This is a genomic window from Paenarthrobacter ureafaciens (assembly GCF_004028095.1).
Taxonomy (GTDB): Bacteria; Actinomycetota; Actinomycetes; order Actinomycetales; family Micrococcaceae; genus Arthrobacter; species Arthrobacter ureafaciens.
Window position 1 is genome coordinate 26604 of record NZ_SBHM01000009.1, and the last position, 22667, is coordinate 49270.

Consider the following 22667-nt stretch of genomic DNA (forward strand, 5'->3'; position numbering starts at 1 on the left):
CGTAGGGTTCTGCATCCCCAGCTGGTCGTTCCGGCCCTCTGGCCGTTTGTCCTGCGATTCGTTTACCGTAGGCCGCGGATGCTGCAAGGCGCTGGCGTTTATCAGTGGTTCGGTTCTGGTTCGCGTCTTGAGGTTTCCAGAGCGGTGCGGTTCAGAGCCATTGACGGTGTTTGAATGACAGATACAGGGCAACGCCCATCGCAAGCATGAGGCCGACCGCGGCTGGGTAGCCCATGGGCCAGGCCAGCTCGGGCATGTGGTCAAAGTTCATCCCATATATGGTCCCCACCAAGGTCGGGGCGAAGAGGATCGCCGCCCAGGAGGAGATCTTCTTGACTTCCTCGTTCTGGGCCAGGCTCGACTCCGAGAGACGCTGCATTTCAGCGTTCTGCTGCTGGGCTACCAGGGTTGCGTGAACTGTCAGGGCGCTCTGGAGCAGGACGCGGAAAGCATCGACCCGCTCCACGATACGGATGATGTGGTCATGGACATCCCGAAGCCGGGTCTGCAGCTCCAGGTCCAGATGGTATTTCTCCGCACCGCGTTCCAAGGCCTCCAGCATGGCTCTCAGAGGATGGGTGGCGCGTTGAAACTCGATGACTTCCCGGGAGAGTTCGTAGATGCGCCGGGCCACGTCAGGTCCGGCACTGAACAGCTCGTCCTCGATTTCGTCAATGTCGTTTTCCAACCCCGCGACGACAGGCCCGTACCCGTCCACGACCTCGTCCAGGATCGCGTACAACACCGCCTGCGGACCCAGCGCTAGAAGGTCAGAGGCAGCTTCGAGGCGGTGGCGGACTTTTACCAGGTCCGGGGACTCCGCATGCCTGACCGTAACAACAAAGTCAGGCCCAACGAATACGTGCAGCTCGCCGAACTCGACCTTCTCCACGTCATCGAGGTACCGTGCCGGGCGCAGAACGGTGAACAGCGTGTCCCCATAACGTTCGAGCTTGGCCCGCTGATGACCGTTGAGCGCATCTTCCACGGCGAGCTCGTGTAGGCAGAACTCCTCCGCCACTGATCTCAGTTCCTCCAGCCCCGGGCGGTAAAGCCCGATCCATGCCATCCCGCTTCGGTCCCGCAGCATCTCGTACATCTCATCCAGGTTCTTTGGGGTGTCGGTTCGCCGGCCGTCAACATAGACGGCATTGTCGACTATGGTCATCAGAGTCCGTCCTTTCCGCTCCCTCAGGCAGTTGTCGCGCGCGTGGCTGGTCCACGGTATCCGGAGGCTAATCGTCGTCATTAGGATGCCGGTCTACGATGCCGTTTTCGCTGGCAAGGGTTTTGAAGCAATTCATCGCACCGGGCGGGGCCAGATTGCTGGGGATCCGGAGGTGCAGGTCCGGATATGGATTCCAATTCCTTGGCTCATGCCCGGGATCGATCCCGGCCACGATAGCCGCAGGGCCCCTTTTTCTTCATGCCAAGACAGGTCCGTCTCTGCCATCGTCTGTAGGCGCGGACCGCGTGGCCTACTTCCCTCGGAACTGAGCCCAACGGTGTTGAATTTGCCTGATGCATTCCTGCCGCGAATGGAAACGGGCAGCTGAGACCGAGGCGACGACGGCGGCGGCGACGTCGCGCACTTTGGTGTTCCTGCTGTCGGCTGCGCGCACGAGGATGTCGAAGGCAGTGTCGTGGCCGCAGTGGTTCTGGGCCATCACGACGCCCAGTGCCGTATCGATGACTGTGTTGTTGGCAAGGGCTGTCTGGAGGTCCTCGGCCAAGTCCTTGAGTTCCTCGACCCGCAGGGCAGTCCGGAGGGTCCTTGCGGCCTGACCGGCAAATTGTTCAGCGGCCCGAATCTTGTCAAGGCTCAAGGCGTCCGGCCGGTCGCCGCACAACGTCAAGATGACGCTGGCTCCGCCCTCGGCAGGAGCGGGAACGGCGAGAACGGATGTGATGCCCATGCCCGCAGCTGCTCCGGTCAGTACCGGCCAGCGGCAGTCATTGGTCAAGTCGCCGACGAGGACCGGCGCCTGTCCGGCCCTGGCCGTCATTCCAGGTCCCTGCCTCAGATTGTCCTGCATATCGTTCAACGCAAACGCCAGCGCCCCGCTGCCTCCAAACGCGGGTGACCGCTTCGGGCGGAACAGACTGAAACCGCAGGACACCCCCGGGATCGTTGTTGAGAGGCTGCTCACAACCTGGGCTGCCAGGCCGGTGAGGATATCCCGTACGTGTTCTCTTTCCATCATGACTACGTCCAGCCCTCCGCGGTCTTGCCAGGCCTGGTGGGCTGCCACGGCCCTTCTCTTGGCGGCTGCCGCCCGGAGGTGGTTCCGGGAGCGGGCCAGCTCAACCGGGGTCTCCGGGTCATCAACAGGAGCGGCGAGGCTATGGTCCTGAATGAGGCCGGTCCCGGCACACTCGCGCACATCACGTATGGCAGCGGCTGCGGCCTTTGTATCACCGAACGGTCCTGAGACGGCCAGGAGCCCCCCGCCGGGAGCGAGAAGCCGGAAACGGATGTGGGATTGATGATCGGTAAATAATTCGAAGTATCCAGCCATGATCCAGACCTTCCAGGCCCCAAGGGGCTTCATCTGGTGAAGGCTTCAAGCCGGAAAGAAAGCCAGGCGACGAAAAGTCTGCACGATTAATGTGTAGGGCAGGTTACGCCTGCATCCGCAGTCAACATTTTCTGCTGCAGCTGTAACTGGCCGTAAGCCCAGACTACGCCCCTGCCGGGGCGGGTATCTATGGTCCCGACTTACAGGGCGGGACAGGCGAAGCCGGAGGGCCCCGTGCAGCGGTGCGGGCTATGGCAGCTTCCCGCTGCCGCTTGAACTTTCAGAAGACTTTGCCGGGACAGCACCGGCGTCCCTGAGCGGGCTGGTGACGACTTCAGCCTCCTAGGCCCGGCGTGCACAAACGGGCAGCATTTTTCGTCTTCATGGGCAGCTGCTTCGCGGGTTCCCGTGGAGGTTCCCTGAGCCACAGATGAAGCCCCCGACTTGTCGGTCACGGCGAAGCCTTTCCCTTGATCAGCGTGCCGGATGCGATCCTGGCTGGCGGCAGTGGTGTGGGCGGAGTGTGGGCCACAGGGGCCGCTCCGCTGAAGCCCACGCAGGCGTATTGTGTGGACAAGGGTAAGTAGTGCCAATGACAGAGCATCACGCTGACCCCCGAACGGTTCGAGGCATCATGGAAAAAGCACCGTCGCAGCCACAAAACCCTCGGCGGCGCCAGCCCCCGAACCAGGTGGTGAATAGCTACCTCACAATGCTGGGACAGGTGCGGGACGCGGGCTTTCTGCGACGCAGGCGCGGCTTCTACATCACCCTCTTCGCCGTTCTCGTGGTGGCGTGGGCAGGCATTTGGGGCGGTTTCTTCTTGCTTGAGGACACCTTGTTCCAGTTGCTGATTGCCGCCGGCATGGGCGTGGTGCTGACCCAGTTCGGATTCCTCGCCCACGAAGCTGCACACCGTCAGGTCTTCACGTCAAAAGTCACGAACGAATGGGCAGCGCGCCTGCTCGGCGCCGGATTGGTGGGGATCAGTTACGCCATGTGGGCGCAAAAGCACACCCGCCACCACAACCACCCCAACATGATAGACAGGGATCCGGATATCCACACCGGGGCGATCGCCTTCCACCCCCAGGCCGCCGCTTCGCGGCGCGGCTTCATGATCCGGGTGACACGCCGACAGGGGTGGCTGCTGTTCCCGTTGCTGTTCTTCCTGGGTCTAAGCCTTCACGTGGACTCCCAGAAGTACTTGGTCCGCCGCGGAAGCGTCGATCATCGCTGGGTTGAGATCCCGCTTCTGGCGATGCGGCTACTCGTTGTTCCCGTGCTGGTGTTCTGGCTGTTACCGCTCGGCATGGCATTCGCGTTCCTGGGCGTGCAAGTTGGCGTATTCGGGTCTACATGGGCGCCTCGTTCGCTCCAAACCACGAGGGGATGCCCATCCTGCCGGCCTCCAGCAGAGCGGATTTCCTTCACCGACAGGTTCTCACCGGACGCAACATCGCCGGGGGTTGGTTCATGGACATCCTCATAGGAGGGCTGAACCGACAGATCGAGCACCACTTGTTCCCGGACATGCCTCGACCGTACCTGCACGGCGCCGCAGCGCTGGTGCGCTCCACCTGCCAAGAGCAGGGTATCCCCTACACCGAGACCAGCCTCATCGACTCCTACGCGATCGTGGTTCGTTACCTGAACGCCGTGGGCCTGTTCGCCGGTGGTCCGTTCGAATGCCCCGTAGCAGGAAACCACAGACCACGCTGAGCCCGACCCCTGGCACCTGCTGCCCCGGCAGGCGTCCGCGCAGAACCAAAAGCGGAGACTTGACGTGCACGGAAAGGAAGCAATGATGGCATCGGAACCACTCACACCGGGAGGGCCCCCGCCGGAACAGACACCCCCGACCGGGCCACCCCCGGGACCGGCACCTGCCCTTCACACTGAGCCCAAACCCAAACCAACCCGATCCGGGATGGTCTGGGTGGCCGTGACCACGGCCCTTGTCCTGCTGGTGCTGTTGATCATTTTCATCCTGCAGAACCAGGAACCTGCCAGCGTCAGGTTCTTCGGCCTCGAAGGCACGCTCTCCTTGGGAATGGCCCTGTTCATCGCCAGCGTCGCAGGTGGAATCGTCGTAGCGGTCGCCGGAGCAGCAAGAATCATCCAACTCCGCTCCAACGCCCGCAACGTGCGGCTCCACAAACGTAGCTAGCCGGTGCTTCACCAGGCCATGAAGGAGTGCTGACGGCATTCAGGCCCGCAGGGCCTCCATGCAACCGGCAAACCTCCACACGCTGCCGTCATTCTTCCAAGGCTCGGCGACGGACAGCTCATCGGGTCCAATGCTGTGCCCGACAGCGTGGTGACCATTTTCCGGGAAGCCTCGGTACGGCCCGCCAAAGAGCACGGTGTAGCGTTTCCCCACGGGTGATCCCCGGCCCGTTCGATCCAGGACCCGGCAACGCACAGGCGACGGGCAGAGGTTCAGGTACGGTCATATCAGCCTCATTGTTGATAATCCCCGTATGGCTATCGACATCACCAGCTTGTGATGTTGTTGCGACGCTGCGTTCCGTTGCCTATCCGAGGGTGGCCAGGGCCTGGTGTCGGGCTTGGACCAGGACGGAGGTGTGGGCGTTGATCTGCATGATTTCACCGTCGATCTGCAGTGGAATTGGATCGAGGGTGAGGAATTCGTAACGGCTAACGCTTTGTTGGGCTCCAAGCCCGATGGTAACTGCCCGAAGAGTCATCAAGGCGATGCGCCATTTACTGGCGTGGGGAAGCATGATGACTTCGAACATGCCGTCGTTGGGTTCCCCTGCTTCACTGATCCTGCCGTATTTGGCCATGTGGGCGATGTTGGCCAGCACGAGGCTGTCGAACGTGGCACGGGCACCATCGGTACGGGCAATCTCGATGGGCCGGAGGCGTGAGACGGTCCGGGTGACGGAGATCAGCTCGGAGAGCCTGCCCTTGGTGCCTTCTTCTATGCCCGTGGCCATGGCCGGGGTGAGCCCGAAGCCGATGTATGAGTGGGCATACCGGGACCAGGCACCAGGGCCTTCCCCGATCTGTAGCTCCAGCAGGTCAAGCCGGCGGACTTCGGCACCAATGATGGCCTCGATCAGCGGCATCGTACTGGTGCTGCGTCGGTGGTCGTTGGCGTTGCCTCCGGCCATGACCGCGCAGACCGCGTTGCCCCCGGCATCCATCACACCATTAATGACTTCGTTGTAGCCGCCGTCGCCACTGATCGAAACGATCAAGGGCCGACCAGTAGAGGCCATTTCGCGCGCCAGTGCTCTGCCATGCCCGGCGAAACCGGTAGGTTCCAGACTGACCGGGATCGCGGGCAGCCGGGCGCGCAGGTCTTGACTCAACTGCCTGGCCAGGCGTCCCGGATCGCTTCTGCCCTTAGGATTGAAGATCAGCACGATCCGGTCGAACCGCCCCGGAGTAGACGGATCAGACAGTGTTCCTCACCGCCACGGTTCCGGCCCGCGGGTGAATCTGCGGCCCGTGATCTGCTCCGGGGTGATCTCAACAAAGACGTACTTGATCGTCGGGATCCAGGAGTGCAGCGGCAGCTTTTTCGCCGCTTCGATGTCGATTTCCCGTTCCAGTGAACGCGCGGTTCCTTTCACGATAACGCTCCAGGCCGCATCGGCCGTGTAACCGTCCGTTTCCAACGCCACATGGCGGTTGATGGTCAGGCTGACAAGTTTGCTGCCCTGGGCCGTCCTGAAAAGGACTCGCCCGTCATGGGCCAGATAATTGATGGGGAAGATTTCCGGCTGGTCTCCGACACTGACCGCCAACCGGCCAAGCTCTGACCCGCTGAGCAAATCCCAGGACTGGGCCCCGTCCAGCACGACCACCGGATCCTCCTGCTCAACGCTCATCACGTCTCCGTTCCACGCTGCTCTCAAAGCCCATGACCTGCCCGCCCGGGCACGGCGCGATCGATTTCATTCTCTCCCCACCACACCCGCCATGGAAGATCCTGCCCAAACCGACCGAAAGCGTGTAGACTCAATATATGTCGGGACATTATGACAATCTCTCCGAAACCCCGAGCAAAGAGCCGAGCCCCGCAAATGCGCCCGTGAAAACCCCCGATGCGACCCCAAGAAGCATCGAGGAGGACGCTGCGGAAAGCTGGGACAACGAGGGCGGCCATGACCGTGCTGCATCCGCAGAACGGCCCATAGGCAGCGACCTCCCCTAGGCGGCCCGGTTTCGGGACCGCCTAAATGCAGCCACCGCCGCCCCCAGGTTTTCGCGGATCCGCCGGTGCATCCAAAGAAACGTGGGCACCACGCCATGACCACCACCCAGAACCAGCCCGTTCAAGCCAGCAGCGTCCTCACCCTCAGCGGTGTCCTCGCCTCGGCCTTGCCGCACGACATCGGCACGGCGAAAGGTTCCGCGCTTTACACCGTCCCTGCCGTCTTCTCCCGCAGACCTGAGCCCAGGGAACTCGATCTCCTTCACAGCAGCGACTTAGCCAGGCGCCTGGCGGATGCGGGCTACAGCGAAGTCAAGTTGCGGGTCTCGGACCGGCGGCTCCTGATCACCAACACGAACCTGGAAGAACTCAAGGCAGGCCTGGCCACTCTCGTGGGCACGATCCTGCGCGAAATTTCTGAACAAGCCTCACTTGAACGCACCAACCGGGCAGAGGAACTGGACGCCTTGGGCCTGATCGAGGAACACCGCCTCGAAGCAGTACGCGCATCCGCCGCAGAAGTCCGCTTCGACTAAGGCCCACACCCCAGGGTGCTTTTGCTGACCTGAAGGAACTCAGCGAACAGTGGCAGCACCCAAGCTCCACCCGAAGGTAGTGAACCGCGGGACTGCAAGACCCTCCCCGGTGGAAGGAACCAAGAGATGCCGCACCCTCGACCGACCCTCCGCGCGAGGTACTGCATGACCGGGACGCGGCCTCGAATAATCAACGCAGTCTTCGGGCGGCCCGCCTCCGGCTATCAAGGATCAGGTGACCGGCTGCAGGCATATCAGGGCTGCATTCTCGCTTGGAAGTGTCCCCTATCTGATGACGGGTGCTTGCATTTCGCTATTCGGCTACCGACCAGTTCCTGTGGCATGCCCCGATTTGCCGGTCATGGGCAGCGACCCGACGTTCGCCGACAGCGGCAAAGAGAGTGTGGAGAATGTCCACAGTTTCCACCCCGGACTGGCCCGAACAGGCGCCGGACTGGCCCGGATCCCGCACGTTTCCGCGGGATCCGGGCAACGGCAAGGCCGGGAATGGCGTTCGAGTCCCACCTCGGGCACGGCATAACCCCTCTTCGGAGGGGTTTTTGCATTTAACTGTTGACAAACGTTGACAATTCCCACTGATTTGTGGTCCCGGACGGTGCCTGGCCGCCGCGTGCGGCCTGTTCAGTTTGGGTAGGGGACCCGGCTCAGCGTCCTTGCGTTGGGCGCTCCGCTTGCTTGGCTCTGGGCGGGCCTGATGTCCGTCTCTGGTGTTCCGCCGCCCCTGTAGACCGCTCAAACTTCATGGTGGGCTGAGGCCACTCGGACATGACTTTTTGGTGGCTATGTCGGGTTTTTCTCGGGAAAGCGTGCTCCTCTTGGGCCGTGGTATCGGCGACTCGATCTTCAACGTAGGCACGGGGCTCACAGGCGACGCCCTTGAGTCCGTCTGGGAGTTTGAGTTCCCTTCGGGGCCTTGCCCCTCTTGACCGACGACCCGCTCACTCAGCACAGCGTCACCTTTGCTAAGGAAGATACTCGACAACAAGAGTGCGGCTATGGGGGCTCGCTACCGCAGGCAGTCGCGCCAGTACACCTGGAAAGCTCCGGAGCTTTCCCACGTAGCAGCCGTCATCGCCTATTTGACCTTGCTCACGTAGCCGGCGACGGTGTCGAGGAGCTCACTTGAGAGGCCGGTGAGGTCCACTACTTCGTTGACTGCAGCCAGCTGGGAGTTGGCCGTCGCTGTGGCTCTCCGAAACTCTTCCCGCACAGTTTTGTGTGTCGGGAGCTGGGAGGGGCCAGAGGAGGGGATCCCTGGCAGTGGGCTAGTTGAGCTCTTCGAAGTCCCTGACATTCCATCCGCGTACAGCGAGCAAGTAGTGCTTTTCAGTAGCCGCCGTGCCGTGGCATCCAAGTGCTGCCTGAACGCTTGCGAGGGCGTTTCAATCAGTGAAGCTGATACAAGTTCGACCGCGTCCTTGCTGCTGAAACTCATGACTTCATCTGAGACGCCTAACATTGCAGCAACTTGTTTTAGGGTCGCTGCGCGCTGCGCGGCGGCATCAACGGTTGCCTTCTCGGAAGCACTCAGTGAGGTTCCTTCCGGTACCTCTTTCAGCATGTCATCAATCCTCGTGGACAGGCTTTTGAACTCCGAAGGGTCCGCCGCCCTGGTCAAGAGGCTTCAGGCTTCATCTGCGCTCCTCTTCAGATTCGCCAGGGCCTGAACAGGTTTGCCGCACGATGTCAGTAGCAACAGCAGAGCGGCGAACAACACCGGCAGGAGATACTATCGTCGTCCTCGTCTCAGTCAGCTGGATAGATGCTGCTGTCGACGTATGTTTGTTCATCATGGGGGAACGTGGGTCAACCTGTTCGGTGCGGCGTTCCGTCTCTGCAAGGAATTTGAAAGCGCTCCACGGCCTCGAAATCAGTTGACAGTCCTGCGTGTGTCTGGCAGCAAACAAGGGCTGGCGCTTCTGTCCCGCTCGGAACACAGCGCGCCCGTCACAGGACAGGCATACCAATTCTTGGCGGGCTGCTTTCTGATCTTCCGGCGGAAGTCCAGCAAATTCTGTTGCCGTCCATTCGGTGCCGTCCAGAAGGCTCTTTGCCATATACAAGTCGACTCCTCGTGTAATGGTAATTCGAATCGGATGTCTAAAGTCATGGACCCGCTGGTATGGCCCTGCGGGTCCATGACGGACATCAGAACTGCTACTTCGAGCTGGGTCGCCCGGGGATATGGCTAAGAATGGACTTGGAGAAGCCGCCGTCGACACAGATGTCTTGCCCTGTGACGTAGCCCGAGAGAGGACTCACGAGAAATTCGATCACGTTGGCAATGTCTACTGGTTCTCCGATCCTTGCCAGCGGGATGATGTCTTCTCTGGCTTTCTTGATTTTTGGATCTTCATACATCTTTGCGGTCATCCTCGTTTGAGTCATGCCGGGGGACACGACGTTGACACGGATGCCGTCCGGCGCCCATTCCAAGGCAAGTGTCTGTGCCAGCATGGTCAAGGCAGCTTTGGTTGGGCTGTATGCGCCTGACCCGGCATGTGGCATCTGCCCTGACATTGAGGAGGTGAAACATGCGGCTCCGTGGCTGGTTTTCAGGTGCGGGTAGCTTGCTTTGGCTAGGAGCCATGGTCCGCGGAGGTTCACCGAGAACATTGCGTCCCAGTCTTCAAGGGATACGTCGCACATGGCGCCGGGGTTGGCAACGCCGGCATTGGCTACCAGGGCGTCCAAGCCGCCGAATTCTGCGACGGCAGCTTCTACGAGCTGGCTCGGTACGTCGGGGTCGCCGAGGTCTCCCGCTAGCGCAATGGCGGTACCGCCCAACGACTCGACTGAGCGTACAACTTCGTCTTGGTTGCTGTTTGTGTCGTGGCCGCATACGGCGATCATCGGGCGCTCACCTCGAGCCAGGGCCGCCTCTGCGAGCCTCAGGGAGGCAGCTGCACCGATTCCACTACTTCCGCCACTGACCAAAGCTCTCACTGTCCATACTCCTCTTGATGCGGATTCAAACGAAAAATGGCTATGTCTGCGCCAAGGTGTTCCATACCAGCACATTGCAAAGTTATTCGCCTCGTGAATCACTAAGTTATTTGAACTCATTGTGAGTTCGGGTTTTCGTGGTTTTAGTTCTCGAGTTCCCAGCCGTGGTTCTTGAGGTCTTGCATTGCCTTCGCAAACTCTTGTACTGGGTTTTCCTCGCGGATGATTTCAAGAACGACGTTTTTGACTCCGCAGGTGTTCCTGACGACGCTGCCCAGCCCATCCCAGTCGATAACTCCGGTGCCGATGGGATCGTGACCCCAGCTTTCGATGCCGGTGTCTGAAATGTGCACGAGGCCGATGGACTCGTGATGCTCACGCAGGCTGGCCACAGGATTCTCACCGATATAGGCAGCATTGGCGACGTCGTAAACGATCTTGACTGAATCGTCGTTGATCGTGCTGACGACACCGGCCAAGTCCTGGATGGTGGGGGTGAAGCAGTACGGGGTGTTTTCGAAGAGCAATCGTGTGCCAGCCGACTTGGCCAGAGGGATTAGACCTTCCAGACTTTCATACATCCATCCGTGGACGCTTTCGAGCGAGGGTGAAATCATGGGACGGCGCGTGCCGGTGGATATGACAACCTCGGGTACGCCCCAGTCGCAGGCCAGGTCAATCACTGACTTGATGTGGTCAACGCTCTTGCGGCGCATGTTGGCGCCGGGGCTGGCCAGGTTGATGTCATACCCACCCGCGTTCAAGGACCTTATTTTGGCGCCGTATTGGTCCAGTTTCGCTTGGATTTCCGTGCGTTCGGGGCTTGATAGTTCATCCGGCCAGCAGTGCGGAGAACTGACCGGAACCTCGAACGTTTTGTAGCCGTTGTCGACAAGCTCTGCTATCGCATCGATCGCTGTCGCTGACCAAAGATATGAAAACGTATTGATAATCATGCTTTTCACGTAGGTGAAACCCTCTCGGTTCCGCGCCATATAGAAGAAAGCTGTTCTTCATAACGCGATAGGAATTTTGCGCTGTGGCCGAGCCGCAACTGCTCCGTGGCTGCTGTCTATTTGGCGATCCTGGATGCGTCCACCATCGACGTCGTGCCCGTAGTCAGCTGTTGCCCTTCGAGTACTTCCGGGTCAACGAGGGCCACAGTGGGACGGTCACCTCGGTTGCCGGTCTCCGGCAGCGTGAAGTAAACGACGAGGCAGAGGGCGACGACGACGATCATGTAGACGGCGACGAGCATCGGCTGTCCGGCGCCAACGAAAGCGGCGGCGATGAGCGGTGCGGTGCCACCAAAGACGGCAATCACAATTTGATGTGCGAAACCGATGCCGGAAACCCGGACGGATGCCGGGAAGAGTTCGGCCTGGATGGTCGGATAGACCGACTGCCAGATACCGAGAACAACCCAACCGGAGGCCGATACGAGGACGTATACCCAGAAGCCAGGCTGGTTGAGGAGCAGAAGCAAGGGGTAGAAGAGCACGATCATGCCGATGGCGCCGATGATCGGGAAGATTTTGCGCCGGCCAAGTCGGTCGGAAAGCGCGCCGCAGATCGGCACGACAATGACGAGCAAGGCCAGCCCGATTACGCTTCCGGCGAGCGTGGACGAGAGGTCCCGACCGCTGGTGAGTTTGGCGTACGTGGGAAGGAAGGTGGCCCATGTGTAGTAGGCAACGGCCGGCGCGGAAAGCGCTGCTGCCTGAAGCAAGGCCTTCGGGTGCTCGCGAAGCAGGTCCATCAGTCGGGCCGCAGCAGACTTCTGGTCGACAAGGGATTCGGCTTCGAACTCAGGCGTTTCTTCAGCACGGGCCCGCATGATGAGGCCGACGATGCCGAGGATGCCGCCCACAACGAACGGGATGCGCCAGCCCCAGGCGGCGAGGTCGGCCGTCGAGAATGATGACGTCACCATTGCGGCTGCGCCGGTAGCTGCGAGGGTCGCAAGGCCACTGGCCATGTTGGTGAAGGAACCAAACAGGCCCCTTCGGTTTGCTGGAGCGTGCTCGACCATGAACGCGATGGCGCTCTGGCCCTCGCTGCCCGCCGAAATGCCTTGGATGATGCGCGCAACCAGGAAGAGGACGGGCGCCGCATAGCCGATGCTCGCAAATGATGGCGTGAGGCCGATGATGAGTGAGCCGAGCGCCATTCCGGAGACGGACAGAGTCAAGATGATCCGTCGTCCAAAACGATCTGCCAGTGGGGAGATGATGATGCCGCTAAGCGGCCGGACAACAAACCCGACGGCGTAGGTCAGGAGTGCGGCAATCAGGGAGGCGAACGGGGAGTCGCTGGGGAATATCTGCGACGAGAACACCGCCGCGAGCAGCCCATAGATGTACCAGTCGTACCACTCGACGAAGTGGCCGATCGTCCCTGCCACCAGGTTCAGGGTGCGGCGTGGGTGCTTGGACGTTTCGGGACGCCCTGAAGTGTCGGGACTGCCGACGGCTTCTTTTGAGGTCTTCATTGAACTCTCCATGTTTTCACGTTTGGCGCTGTGGTTATAGTGCTGGTTCCCGGCTCCTACGGCGGAGGCGAGGATTGCTGTCTAACTGGTCCGACAGGGTCGAAGGCCCGCGACGCGATTGCTGCGGCGTAAGGGCGCTGCTTGCTGATAGCGGAAAGGTTTTTATGAGTCCCAGGGCCCAATGAGATCGGTTGCTGAGATCGGTTGCATTCAACGATACGAATGAACTGTGATGCTTGTCAATGTCCATGAGTTCGTATTGCGCGAGCCGATTCCGCTGAGGCCGCGAGGCTGCCTCAATCGACCGAAAGCGGGGCCTCGTTGTTGACGTCCTCAAACTGCACCCCGGACCATGTGCATTCCAGGCTGCCGTAGGTGGCCCAATACTCATCCCAGTGCGCAAGTTTCCACTGGTCGCGCTCCAAGCCACGCTGGATGAGGCGTGTGCGCAGAACGTCTTGGGGAACCCGGACCCGTATCACGGTGATCCCGGGGGAGGGCCAGTGGAAGTTGCTTGCCGCGCGGGTCAGGTATTCCGGATCGTCAAAGTAGGCTCCGAAGGGCGCATCGAGGACGACGGAGCGTCCGAGCCTTAGGTTTACGCCTGCAACATCCATGAGGGTCTCGTACTCAAGGGGCAGCAGGTTGTCGCGGTAGAAGTCGTTTGATTCGCGGTCTGTCGGGTCATGCCCCATGGCGGTCAGGGTGAACTCGACGAAGCGGCCGCTCACCCGGTCTTTATCCAGGTATGCCGCTTGATGCTTCTCGGCCGTTTGTTGGGCAATGGTTGTTTTCCCTGAGCCTGCTGGCCCAATAACGATGAAGACGTGCGGGAACATTATTGGCGGGCCTCTGCCACTGCGGCGAGGAAGGACCGCGCCGCTTCGGAGACGCGCGTGAAGTCGCCGTCGGGCTGCCATGCCTTGGTTACGTAGCTGCCCACGCCGACGCCTGCCACACCCGCGGCAAACCATTCGCCGACGTTGTCCAGGGTTACGCCTCCTGCAGGCATGATTGGCAGGTGTGCCAGGGGTGCCAGCACTGCCTTCGCGTAGGCAACTCCGCCGGCTTCGGTGGGGAAGAGCTTGATGATGTCGGCGCCCGCTTCGGCGGATTCAACGAGTTCGGTGGGTGTGTAGGCTCCGCTGATGGTTGGTACTTGATAGCGGTTTGCTGTGCGGATCATTGCGGGGTTCAGTTGGGGGCTGACAAGGAACGCGGCGCCGGCGCGAATGCACTCGTACGCGGCGTGCTCATCGAGCACAGTCCCCGCGCCAACGGCCACACCGGCGGGCCCATGCTTTGCGGCCAAGCGCCGGATCACCTCAACGGCTCCGGGAATCGACAGGGTGATCTCCAGTGCCCGGAAGCCCCCCTCGATGGCGGCCTCTGCGACCTTCTCGGCGACTTCGGCACTGTCGAGTCGCACGATGAGGACGGCCCCGGACTCGTCGATGGTCTGCAGGGTACGAAGTTTTCTATTCATGGCGGCCTCTCGTATGGCCGGGGAGCATCTTTTTTCCAGCCATCCCCGGCTCTATTTATGTTTCGTTGACAAACTCTCCCACCATCCATAGTGTTATTGCAACCGATCTCAGCAACCGATCTCATACAAGGGGGTATTGCGGTTGAGTCAAGTACGAACAATCATTCTCGGAGCTTCCCATTGGCATGTTCCGCTATGCGCGCAAGCCATCGCCGAAGAACACGAAGTAGTTGGCGTTGGCGACGACGATGTGACCCGTGTGCAGGTGACGGATCTGGCAAAGGTGTGGGAGGCGCCGGTTGAAGGCGATTGGCGGAAGCTGGTCGATCTGCCCGACATAGGACTGGCATACGTCTTTGGTCCCCACGAGGGGATGGCAGAAAAATGCCTGGCCCTGATCGAGCGGGGTATTCCGTTCGTGGTGGAAAAACCCTTGGGCACTTCCCTGAGCGAGCTATCCACCGTGCGTCAGGCCGCAGATGCTGCGGGCGTGCCGGCGACTGTGCCCTTGGTCCAGCGTGGCGGGCCCACGGATCAGTGGCTGGCCAAGGCAGGCCGGCCTACCTACCAGCGGGCGTCGTTTATTGCCGGTCCACCCTCACGCTATCTGGACAATGCCAACCCTTGGATGCTGGATCCGGCCAAAGCGGGCGGGGGTTGCCTGGCCAATCTGGCTCCGCATTTTGTCGACCTGTTTCTCAGGGGCACTGGCGAGTCAGAGGTGCAGGTGCAGTCAAGGCTTTCTTCGGTTCTTCACAACCAGGGCGTTGAGGATCATGCAAGCCTTATCCTCACTACACCCGAGGGCAGGGAAGCCATTGTGGAGGTTGGTTACGCATTCCCTTCATCGGCACTGAAGCGCTATTGCAGCTTCACCTCGGTTGGTGACGCTGGGTTCGCCACCGTTGATTCCGACGGCACAGCTACTTTCACGTCTACGACGGGCACTACGGAGATCGACAAGCTCAATGTCGACAGCGACCCTCTGTACGATCCGTTTGTCCGAAGTGTAGCCCGGACGCTGGAAGATGGATTCCGGGGCCTGACAACGCTGGCCCAGCTCGAAGATGTCATGCGTCCCATTTGGCGGGCGTATGACGACCAGCACGGAGGAAGAAAAAATGTCTGACTTGAGTATCGACGTCGTCGCTAAAGCCGCCGGAGTCCATCGGTCAACGGTTTCGCGGGCGTTCTCGCGCCCGGAGGCGGTGAAGAGTGAAACGCGCGAGCACATCCTCCGGGTTGCCGAGTCACTGGGCTACACGATGAATCCACTCGCCCAGGCGCTTCGGCGGAAGACGAGCACCATCATTCCGTTGATCGTGCCAGACATTACCAATCCCTTCTTCGCAGAACTCGCCAAAACGATGACCCAGGCAGCCGACGAGCGCGGCTATCAGTTGATGCTCTGCGTCACCAACGGCGACCCTGCGAAAACTGATGGCTACTTCACGGCAATGCAGGCGATGTATGCCCCCTTCGGAATCGTTGCCCCGTCCACCAAGGTCGACACCGAGGCCCTGAAACGCTTTGACTTCGGCCACAAGGTAGTGGTGATCGACCGTGTGGAAGGAGATTCTTCGGTGCCTACGGTCACCGTCGATAGCCGTCGAGGGATCATGCTTGCCCTGGAGCACCTGCACGGACTCGGGCATACGTCGATCGGCTACGTATCCGGCATCGCCGGCACGCATACCGCACAGGACCGGATTGAGGCCTACCGTGAACTCACGGCCCAGAGCGGCAGCACCCCTATCGTCCTGGACAGTGGGTCGGACCTTGACGCCGGTACCCGGGGTGCGGAGCACTTCCTGCAAATGGACAACCCACCAACGGCCATCATTGCAGCAAACGACATGGTGGCGTTCGCCGTGATTTCTGCGCTGGGCCGCAACGGCGTGCGTGTACCGGAAGATGTCTCGGTTGTCGGTTTTGATGGTCTGGCGCTTGGTGCCCGGTTCAACCCTGCTCTGACAACTGTGCGGCAGCCCATCGCCGATATGGGGCACATCGCCATCGAGTTGGCCGAGAAGCAAAACCTGGATGGGTCGGTGGACCACATAGTCCTCGAACCCGAACTTCTGGTCCGTGGTTCGACCTCGGGACCGCGCAAATGAGCGCGGCACAGCAGCATGGTCTCCAGCGTCTGCCGGGGCTTCGGCACACGGACCACGTCGGGTTGACTGTTCCCAACCTTGAAGAAGGCGTCCGATTCTTCGTTGACGTCCTCGGCGCCGAGGAGCTGTACCGTTCCGAACGGGGGCCGGATGAAGAATTCATGCCCACCAACTTCGAGGTGCCAGCAGATGCCAAGCTCACTCTCGCCATGCTGCGCCTGCCACCAAACCTCAATATCGAACTTTTCGAATGGAGCAGCGCCGAGCGGCGCGGGACTCCACCCCGGCACTGCGACGCCGGAGGACACCACCTGTGCTTCGTGGTCGACGACGTCGATGAGGCCATTGCCGTGCTGCAGGAAACGCCTGGGGTACGGGTGCTCGGTGAACGCAAGGAAGTCGCCGGCGACAGCCCTCGCGTAGCCGGCAACCGCTGGACCTACTTCATCACCCCATGGGGGTTGCTGATGGAAATCGTGGACCGATCCCGCGTCCCATCTCCGCCCCGGCTGGTCGGTCCAACGGACTGGGCAGCCATTCCAAACACTTCAGAAAGGACAACGAACAATGCGGCTAGCGGGTCACACACTCGGCACCCCGAACCACACGGTTCCCCAAGCACTTAGTCTCTTCCGGGCCGCAGGGCTCGACGCTGCCGAAGTCATCTACCAGAATGACTACAAATCCGGCCTGCCCCTGGGCGACCGGCACTCGGCGATGGAGGCACTCAAAGCGGCCGAAGGCGAAGGTGTACCCATCGTGGGACTAACGCCTTACACCACGGCCATCAACTCGCTGGACAACACTGAGTGGAGTAAAGGCGTAGACGAGTTCCGTGGCGCGATCGATACCGCGCAGTTGCTCGGCGCCGACCGGGTCCGCGTCTACGCCGGATCCTGGCAGCCCGGAGACTCAGACCACGCCGCGCGGTGGGGGCAGCTGCGCAAGGCGCTGGAGACCCTTGCCCCCGAAGCCCAGCAGGCTGGCGTCCGCCTCTGCGTCGAGAACCACTTTGGCACCATGACGCAGACTGCAGCGGACACCGCGGCCTTGGTCCGGGAAATCGCCCAGCCCTCTGTACGGGTGCTCTATGACCAGGCCAACCTGACCTTCACGCACGACGAAAGCTACGAAGAAGCCTTCGCCGTCCAAGGCGACCTGATAGGCCACGTCCACGTGAAAGACCTCGTCTTCACAGATCCCAACGCGGCCTTCCGTGCCACCGAGACGGCCCGCGTCAACGCCTCCGAGCGTGCAGTCCGTTCGCGCGTGGTCGGAAGCGGCGTTGTTCCGTGGTCCCAGATCCTCGCCTCTCTGCTCCAGCACGGCTACGACGACGTACTGAGCATCGAACTCGAATACCGCTGGCACCCCCAAGACCTCCCCGCGCCCGAGGACGGATTCAGCGAATCCGTCTCTGTCCTGCGCTCAATGCTCACAAATCTGGCTGAAGTAAGGAACGCCTGATGGCCAACAACCGCCTTCGCGTCGGAGTTATCGGCGCCGGCAACATCGCAACCATTGCCCAACTGCCCACCCTCGTGCAGCGCGACGACGTTGAACTTGTCGGGCTGGTGTCCCGGCGCGAAGATCCAAGCAGCCTTGTCCGGCGCTGGGGCTTCAATGCGGCCTATAAAACGGTGGAGGACATGCTGGCCGCGCAGGAACTGGACGCAGTCTTCGTATTGACCCCGCGTTCCGAGCACGCCCACGCCGTCGAGCTTTGCCTTAAACACGACGTGGACGTGTTCTGTGAGAAGCCGCTTGCCCCGGCGACCGATGAAGCCGAGCGCCTGGCTGACCTCGCCGACGAGCGGGGACGGATCCTCATGGTCGACTTCAACCGCCGCTATGCTCCCGTCTACACCGCCGGCCGGGAAGCCTTCGGCGATAAGGGTGCCACCTTCTGCGTCGCCCAAAAGAACCGTCCCGGATCCGAATACCGTGCAACGTTCGAGAACGCCATTCATATGGTTGATCTCCTGCGATGGTATTGCGGCGGCGAGCCGGAACACGTGACCGCCCACGCCGCGGGTGAGGACCCCTGGGAAGAAGACGGACTCGCAGCGACTATCCGCTTCAGCACCGGTAACACCGGCGTCCTGATGGCAGCTCGCACAGCAGGGGCATGGAACGAGAAACTGGACGCCTACGGTGACGGAAAGACCGTTGAAGTCAGGGCACCCGAAACGGTCTCTACCACCATCAACGGCGTCACCACATCACGGGAACTGAGCGCCGAAGCATATGGCTGGGCGACTGCGACAGACACCCTGGGATTCTCAGCCGCTGTTCATCACTTCCTGGACCGGGTCGCCGACAGGGCCCAACCGCTTACATCAGGCCGCGAAGCTGTCCGTACCCAGCGCCTGCTGGACCAAATCCTCGCCGCCGCCGGACTGCCTACAAAGGAGCAATCCGGGCGCGAATGGGCGAGCCACGCCGTCAACGCAAGCTGAATCTCCACTGACGTAAGGAGGTGTCACCATCGCTCTCCTTCGTGCGCGCAAGGATGCACCAAAAATCAGGGGAGCGGGGAAGCGGCTTCGCGGGCGTTTCACCGCGCTTGTAGGCATCCTGCTGGTTGGCTTCAGCGCCAGAGAAGCGGTTTCTGCGGCATCCCCGCTCCTGGGTCAACTCAGCGCGGACCTTCCCTTTGACGCTGTGTCGACAGGGATCCTCGGCATGCTGCCGACTGCCAGCTTCGCAGTGATGGGCTTCCTTGCGCCGCCGCTCCTGCGGCGCATGCAGTTGGAATACCTCCTGCTGCTTGCGATCATGCTGACAACACTAGGTCAGCTCGGCCGCGCGATGGGACCCAACGTCCCGACTTTTTTGGCGTTCACCTGCATCGCCATGCTCGGGATCGGTCTGATTAATATTGTGGCGCCGCCTCTCTTGATGAAGTACTTTCACGACAGAATCGGGATTCTCTCGGCCGTCTATGTCACTCTCTTGGGGGTCAGCACGGCTGTGGCCGCCCAATTCGCCATCCCCTTGGGCACTCTCTATGGCTGGCGGTTCTCCATCGGTAGCTGGGCTGCACTCAGCGCGGTCGCCGTGATCCCATGGCTTGCCCTCCTCACCGCTAAACGAAGGATTCCCCACTGCGGAACTCCTCCAACCAAGTATCGGCCGCCGTCCCGGGCGAACGCTGTCAAGCCTTGGAAATCATCAATCGGTTGGGGAACGGCCTTAATCTTTGCCGGCTTTTCCAGCAATACCTTTGCGTCGCTCACTTGGCTCCCGGCTGTCCTCGTGGACCGAGGAATGAGACAGGAAACTGCTGGATCCATGCTGGCGGTCTACTCAATTCTTGCCCTACCGTTCGCTCTGATTGTGCCTGTGGTGGTTCAGAAAATGGCCCGTCCGCTGCCGGTGGCCGTTCTGTTTGTCGCCGCATTCGCCACAGGTTACGCAGGCATCATCTTCGCTCCACCAGCTTCGGCAGCGGTCTGGGTCGTTATTGCAGGCCTGGGCCAAGGTGCCTATTCCTTTGCGTTTGCCATGATCAATAAGCGAACTCGAACGCAGTCCGGCTCCGGGAGCTTGTCCGCGTTTGCCCAAGGAACGGGTTACGCCCTTGCAAGCGTCGGACCTTTCCTGTTCGCGCTCCTGCACCGTCCAGGGGACGGCTGGCTGCCCTCGTTCGCCATGCTCGGTGCCTGGCTTCTGGTGCTAATGACGGGGGCGATCATGGTCAACAAGGCACGCACGCTTGAAGATCACCCGCCGGTCCCGCGGCAAGCACTGAAAGTACAAGGTCCCTAACCACACTTGAAGACGCCAGACCATGGCGACCCGAGTTTCATACAACCACTCCATGGATTTGTTGGAGTACAGGAGAGACATAATGAGCACCTTTTGCAACTTCGCCCTTATCCTCGCGCGGCCGGAATCATGACGACGGCGGCACGGCCCATGCGGGTGGCGGTGGTCGGCGCGGCCGGGTGGGCAGGATCCCGACATGCCAGAGCATTCGCCAAGGCGGGCGCCAACGTCACCCACCTTGTTGAACAAGGCGACCGGGCGCTCCCATTGGCCCAAGAGTTGGGCGCCCACGTGGTGGCCAGCGTCCACGAGCTCCCTTCCGATGACCTGGACCTGGCCGTCGTCGCATTGCCCACTACTTTGCAACCGTCCATCTGCGCAGATCTACTGAACAGGGGATGTCGGGTGCTGACCGAAAAACCGGTGGCCGCAGATGCCGAAGGTGCTGCCGTCCTGGCAGCCGCCTCCGGAGTGCACGAACGACTCATGGTGGGGTACACACTCCACCAACATCCCGCCGTCGAAATCCTCTCCCAGTGGGTGCGGGACAACGACGTGATCGCTGTAAACGTCCGTTCGGTCGCCCATAAAACGAACATCGACTCATGGCGTTCTGATCCGAAAGAGGGCGGCGTTGCCGTTGTAAACGGCATTCACGCCGTTGAACTGGTGTCTTCGTGGTTCGAGGGGCATCCAAAAGTCCTGGCCACCATCACGAGCAGCAGCCTGTACGGGTCTCCCGTGCCGGAACACGTTCTCTCCACCCTCGAGTTCCCCTCCGGAGCGGTGTTCACTTTGCAGAGCTACTGGTCTCCCTGGCAGGAACCTAAAGGTCTCAATCAAGGGGATTGGAGCCTCACCATCGATGTTCTGGCCGTCGGCGGCCGGTTGCTTTGGTCTAACGATTCTCTACGTGTGTGGGACCGTGATGGCCGACAGAACGGAAGGGACTTTGATCCCTCCGACCTCTTTCTCCGTCAGGCAGAAGCGGCACTGAGGTTCTGCGCCGGTGAAACCCCCGCCGTCACTTTTGCCCAGGCGCTCCGCGCCACGGAAATCGCCGATGCAATCGGGGCCGGCGCAGTCCGGACAGCGGTGGCCCCAGGGCACTCGGGAGGTGCCAACCCCGTAACACCATCCAAGCCCGGAATAACGACCACCTGCTGAACCGGGCAATATCGAATAAGGAAACGAAAATGAAGCAAGAACCTCACAAGCCAACCACAGGCGTCCTGTCGTCAAGCTGCGTCAAGAGCGGAGAGAACCAATGAGCCTCAAAGACCAAGTAGTTCTCGTCACTGGGTCCAGCGGCGGTATCGGTGACGCTGCAGTCGCCGCACTGAGAGCAGCCGGAGCCAAAGTCATTGGTGCGGACCGTTCCCCCAAGGAAGACCAGTCCTTGGAGGCGTTCTACCCTCTGGACATCACCTCGGAACAACAATGCGCAACTGTGATACAGGACGTTCAAGCCAAATACGGCCGTGTGGATGTCCTCGTGCATGCAGCCGGGGTGCTCGGCCCCACCCCCGACATCATGGAAACAACCACCGAAGAGTTCGACTCCATCCTCAGGATCAACGCCACCGCGACCTTCACCATGGTCAGGGAGACCGCAAGATCAATGCTTGATTCCGGCACAGCCGGCGCAATCGTGGTCCTGTCTTCAGTTGCGGCAAAAGAAGCACGACTCAACTACCTGCCCTACAACGCCAGCAAGCTCGCGGTCCTCCACATCATGTGGTCCTTTGCCGAACTGCTCGGACCCAACGGCATCTCCGTAAACGCGATCGCACCAGGGCCGGTCAACACGCCCATGTGGGCGCAGTTCGCCCGTGACTCAGGCCCGGATGCAGCAGCCAACCGAGCCAAGAGGGCAGCACAACTGCCGATGCGCCGATTCGCAGAACCCGATGAAGTTGCCCGTGCCATCCTGTTCCTTTCTGACCCCGACAACCGCTACATCACGGGAGTCTCCCTCGACGTGGCCGGCGGCGCACACCTGGGAATCGGATCCTGAACACCCGGAAGAGGGCAATGAGGTACGAGTCTTTGATCTACCAAGGAGACACCTAATGCGACATCACCACACCGCGCTGCACGTTACGGATATGGAGCGCAGCGAGCGGTTTTACGTGGATGGCCTCGGACTAACCCGTTTGGATGCATGGACGTCGGGTCCGTATATCGGCGACCTGTACGGCCGTCCCAACGTCAAAGTGAGAGCCATGCTTCTGGCTACCAGTGACGGATCCTTTCGGCTGGAGCTGGCCCATGCCGAGCCATTGCTGCCAGCCATCGATCCCTCTGACGCGCGGCCGGGTACAGCCCATCTTGCCTTTACGGATATTGACGTTCGGGAGGTTTACTCCAGGATGACAGCGCTTGGTTACAGCGCGGTATCCGAACCTGTTGCCCCGATTTCAGGCCCCATCGCTGGCGGGTGGCTGGTTTACCTCCTTGATCCTGACGGGAATCGCGTGGAACTTATACAGCCGCCGGGCTGGCGTTCGGGCGAGGACTCATAAGTCACTGCTTTTGAATAACACGCACTCATAAGGTGAAAGCGCAGTGGGTGGACAGGTTGCAACCTG

The 22667-nt window shown here is 60.9% G+C and carries 24 protein-coding genes; 14 read left to right on the forward strand and 10 right to left on the reverse strand.

What is annotated here, in order from left to right; translation table 11 throughout:
* Positions 1-151 precede the first annotated feature (151 nt).
* Together AUR_RS18790 and AUR_RS18795 are read right to left on the reverse strand one after the other, a co-directional pair.
* Positions 152-1168, reverse strand: a complete 1017-nt coding sequence (locus tag AUR_RS18790; RefSeq protein WP_062096449.1) for a magnesium and cobalt transport protein CorA — start codon at positions 1166-1168, stop codon at positions 152-154.
* Positions 1169-1478: 310 nt separating this feature from the next.
* Positions 1479-2552 (reverse strand): ANTAR domain-containing protein, encoded by a 1074-nt coding sequence (locus AUR_RS18795; RefSeq protein ID WP_062096451.1) that lies wholly within the window; start codon positions 2550-2552, stop codon positions 1479-1481.
* Between the two features lie 679 nt (positions 2553-3231).
* Between AUR_RS18795 and AUR_RS18800 the strand changes: the two genes are divergently transcribed.
* From AUR_RS18800 to AUR_RS18805, 3 genes are all read left to right on the forward strand, one after another.
* On the forward strand, positions 3232-4011 hold the full coding sequence (locus AUR_RS18800; protein WP_321171944.1) for a fatty acid desaturase family protein: 780 nt from the start codon (positions 3232-3234) through the stop codon (positions 4009-4011).
* Positions 3912-4241, forward strand: a complete 330-nt coding sequence (locus AUR_RS20800) for a fatty acid desaturase family protein (protein WP_308292717.1) — start codon at positions 3912-3914, stop codon at positions 4239-4241. Before AUR_RS18800 ends, AUR_RS20800 begins: the two co-directional genes overlap by 100 nt.
* Positions 4242-4464: 223 nt before the next feature.
* Positions 4465-4689, forward strand: coding sequence for a lipopolysaccharide assembly protein LapA domain-containing protein (locus AUR_RS18805; RefSeq protein ID WP_308292716.1), 225 nt, complete (start codon positions 4465-4467; stop codon positions 4687-4689).
* Positions 4690-5056: 367 nt separating this feature from the next.
* Here the strand turns inward: AUR_RS18805 and AUR_RS18810 are convergent, their stop codons facing one another.
* Positions 5057-5914, reverse strand: coding sequence for a diacylglycerol/lipid kinase family protein (locus AUR_RS18810; RefSeq protein ID WP_308292715.1), 858 nt, complete (start codon positions 5912-5914; stop codon positions 5057-5059).
* 45 nt (positions 5915-5959) lie between these two features.
* Entirely contained in the window at positions 5960-6382 is a 423-nt protein-coding gene (locus AUR_RS18815; RefSeq protein ID WP_062096458.1) for a pyridoxamine 5'-phosphate oxidase family protein, read from the reverse strand.
* Positions 6383-6519: 137 nt separating this feature from the next.
* On the opposite strand from AUR_RS18815, the gene AUR_RS18820 reads away from it, so the two are divergent.
* Positions 6520-6708: a hypothetical protein gene (locus AUR_RS18820; protein ID WP_128397281.1), complete on the forward strand. Its 189-nt coding sequence runs from the start codon at positions 6520-6522 to the stop codon at positions 6706-6708.
* A gap of 95 nt (positions 6709-6803) precedes the next feature.
* Entirely contained in the window at positions 6804-7244 is a 441-nt protein-coding gene (locus AUR_RS18825) for a hypothetical protein (RefSeq protein WP_241650973.1), read from the forward strand.
* A gap of 1096 nt (positions 7245-8340) precedes the next feature.
* Here the strand turns inward: AUR_RS18825 and AUR_RS20760 are convergent.
* From AUR_RS20760 to AUR_RS18855, 6 genes are all read right to left on the reverse strand, one after another.
* Positions 8341-8475, reverse strand: a complete 135-nt coding sequence (locus AUR_RS20760) for a hypothetical protein (protein WP_277749653.1) — start codon at positions 8473-8475, stop codon at positions 8341-8343.
* Positions 8476-9422: 947 nt separating this feature from the next.
* Positions 9423-10211, reverse strand: coding sequence for an SDR family NAD(P)-dependent oxidoreductase (locus AUR_RS18835; RefSeq protein ID WP_062096463.1), 789 nt, complete (start codon positions 10209-10211; stop codon positions 9423-9425).
* 143 nt (positions 10212-10354) lie between these two features.
* Positions 10355-11167, reverse strand: coding sequence for a sugar phosphate isomerase/epimerase family protein (locus AUR_RS18840; RefSeq protein WP_062099138.1), 813 nt, complete (start codon positions 11165-11167; stop codon positions 10355-10357).
* Positions 11168-11283: 116 nt separating this feature from the next.
* The gene (locus AUR_RS18845; protein ID WP_062096466.1) at positions 11284-12702 is read right to left on the reverse strand and encodes an MFS transporter; all 1419 of its coding nucleotides are present in this window, start codon (positions 12700-12702) and stop codon (positions 11284-11286) included.
* Positions 12703-12998: 296 nt separating this feature from the next.
* Positions 12999-13541: a P-loop nucleotide/nucleoside kinase family protein gene (locus tag AUR_RS18850; RefSeq protein WP_062096467.1), complete on the reverse strand. Its 543-nt coding sequence runs from the start codon at positions 13539-13541 to the stop codon at positions 12999-13001.
* Positions 13541-14188: a bifunctional 4-hydroxy-2-oxoglutarate aldolase/2-dehydro-3-deoxy-phosphogluconate aldolase gene (locus AUR_RS18855; protein ID WP_062096470.1), complete on the reverse strand. Its 648-nt coding sequence runs from the start codon at positions 14186-14188 to the stop codon at positions 13541-13543. Before AUR_RS18855 ends, AUR_RS18850 begins: the two co-directional genes overlap by 1 nt.
* A gap of 142 nt (positions 14189-14330) precedes the next feature.
* On the opposite strand from AUR_RS18855, the gene AUR_RS18860 reads away from it, so the two are divergent.
* From AUR_RS18860 to AUR_RS18900, 9 genes are all read left to right on the forward strand, one after another.
* On the forward strand, positions 14331-15317 hold the full coding sequence (locus tag AUR_RS18860) for a Gfo/Idh/MocA family protein (RefSeq protein WP_062096472.1): 987 nt from the start codon (positions 14331-14333) through the stop codon (positions 15315-15317).
* Positions 15310-16305 carry a LacI family DNA-binding transcriptional regulator gene (locus AUR_RS18865; protein ID WP_062096474.1) on the forward strand — a complete coding sequence of 332 codons (996 nt, stop codon included), beginning with the start codon at positions 15310-15312 and terminating at the stop codon, positions 16303-16305. Before AUR_RS18860 ends, AUR_RS18865 begins: the two co-directional genes overlap by 8 nt.
* Positions 16302-16931, forward strand: coding sequence for a VOC family protein (locus AUR_RS18870; protein ID WP_241650974.1), 630 nt, complete (start codon positions 16302-16304; stop codon positions 16929-16931). Before AUR_RS18865 ends, AUR_RS18870 begins: the two co-directional genes overlap by 4 nt.
* A complete protein-coding gene (locus tag AUR_RS18875) occupies positions 16873-17772 on the forward strand; it encodes a sugar phosphate isomerase/epimerase family protein (protein ID WP_062096476.1) in 900 nt (299 codons plus the stop codon). Before AUR_RS18870 ends, AUR_RS18875 begins: the two co-directional genes overlap by 59 nt.
* Positions 17772-18764, forward strand: coding sequence for a Gfo/Idh/MocA family protein (locus AUR_RS18880; protein WP_062096478.1), 993 nt, complete (start codon positions 17772-17774; stop codon positions 18762-18764). Before AUR_RS18875 ends, AUR_RS18880 begins: the two co-directional genes overlap by 1 nt.
* A gap of 121 nt (positions 18765-18885) precedes the next feature.
* Positions 18886-20076 carry an MFS transporter gene (locus tag AUR_RS18885; RefSeq protein WP_241650985.1) on the forward strand — a complete coding sequence of 397 codons (1191 nt, stop codon included), beginning with the start codon at positions 18886-18888 and terminating at the stop codon, positions 20074-20076.
* 129 nt (positions 20077-20205) lie between these two features.
* On the forward strand, positions 20206-21243 hold the full coding sequence (locus tag AUR_RS18890) for a Gfo/Idh/MocA family protein (RefSeq protein WP_062096482.1): 1038 nt from the start codon (positions 20206-20208) through the stop codon (positions 21241-21243).
* 100 nt (positions 21244-21343) lie between these two features.
* Positions 21344-22093 carry an SDR family NAD(P)-dependent oxidoreductase gene (locus AUR_RS18895; protein WP_062096484.1) on the forward strand — a complete coding sequence of 250 codons (750 nt, stop codon included), beginning with the start codon at positions 21344-21346 and terminating at the stop codon, positions 22091-22093.
* A 55-nt stretch (positions 22094-22148) separates the two neighbouring features.
* Complete coding sequence (locus AUR_RS18900; RefSeq protein ID WP_062096486.1) at positions 22149-22601, forward strand: VOC family protein; 453 nt, start codon at positions 22149-22151, stop codon at positions 22599-22601.
* The last annotated feature ends 66 nt before the right edge of the window (positions 22602-22667 follow it).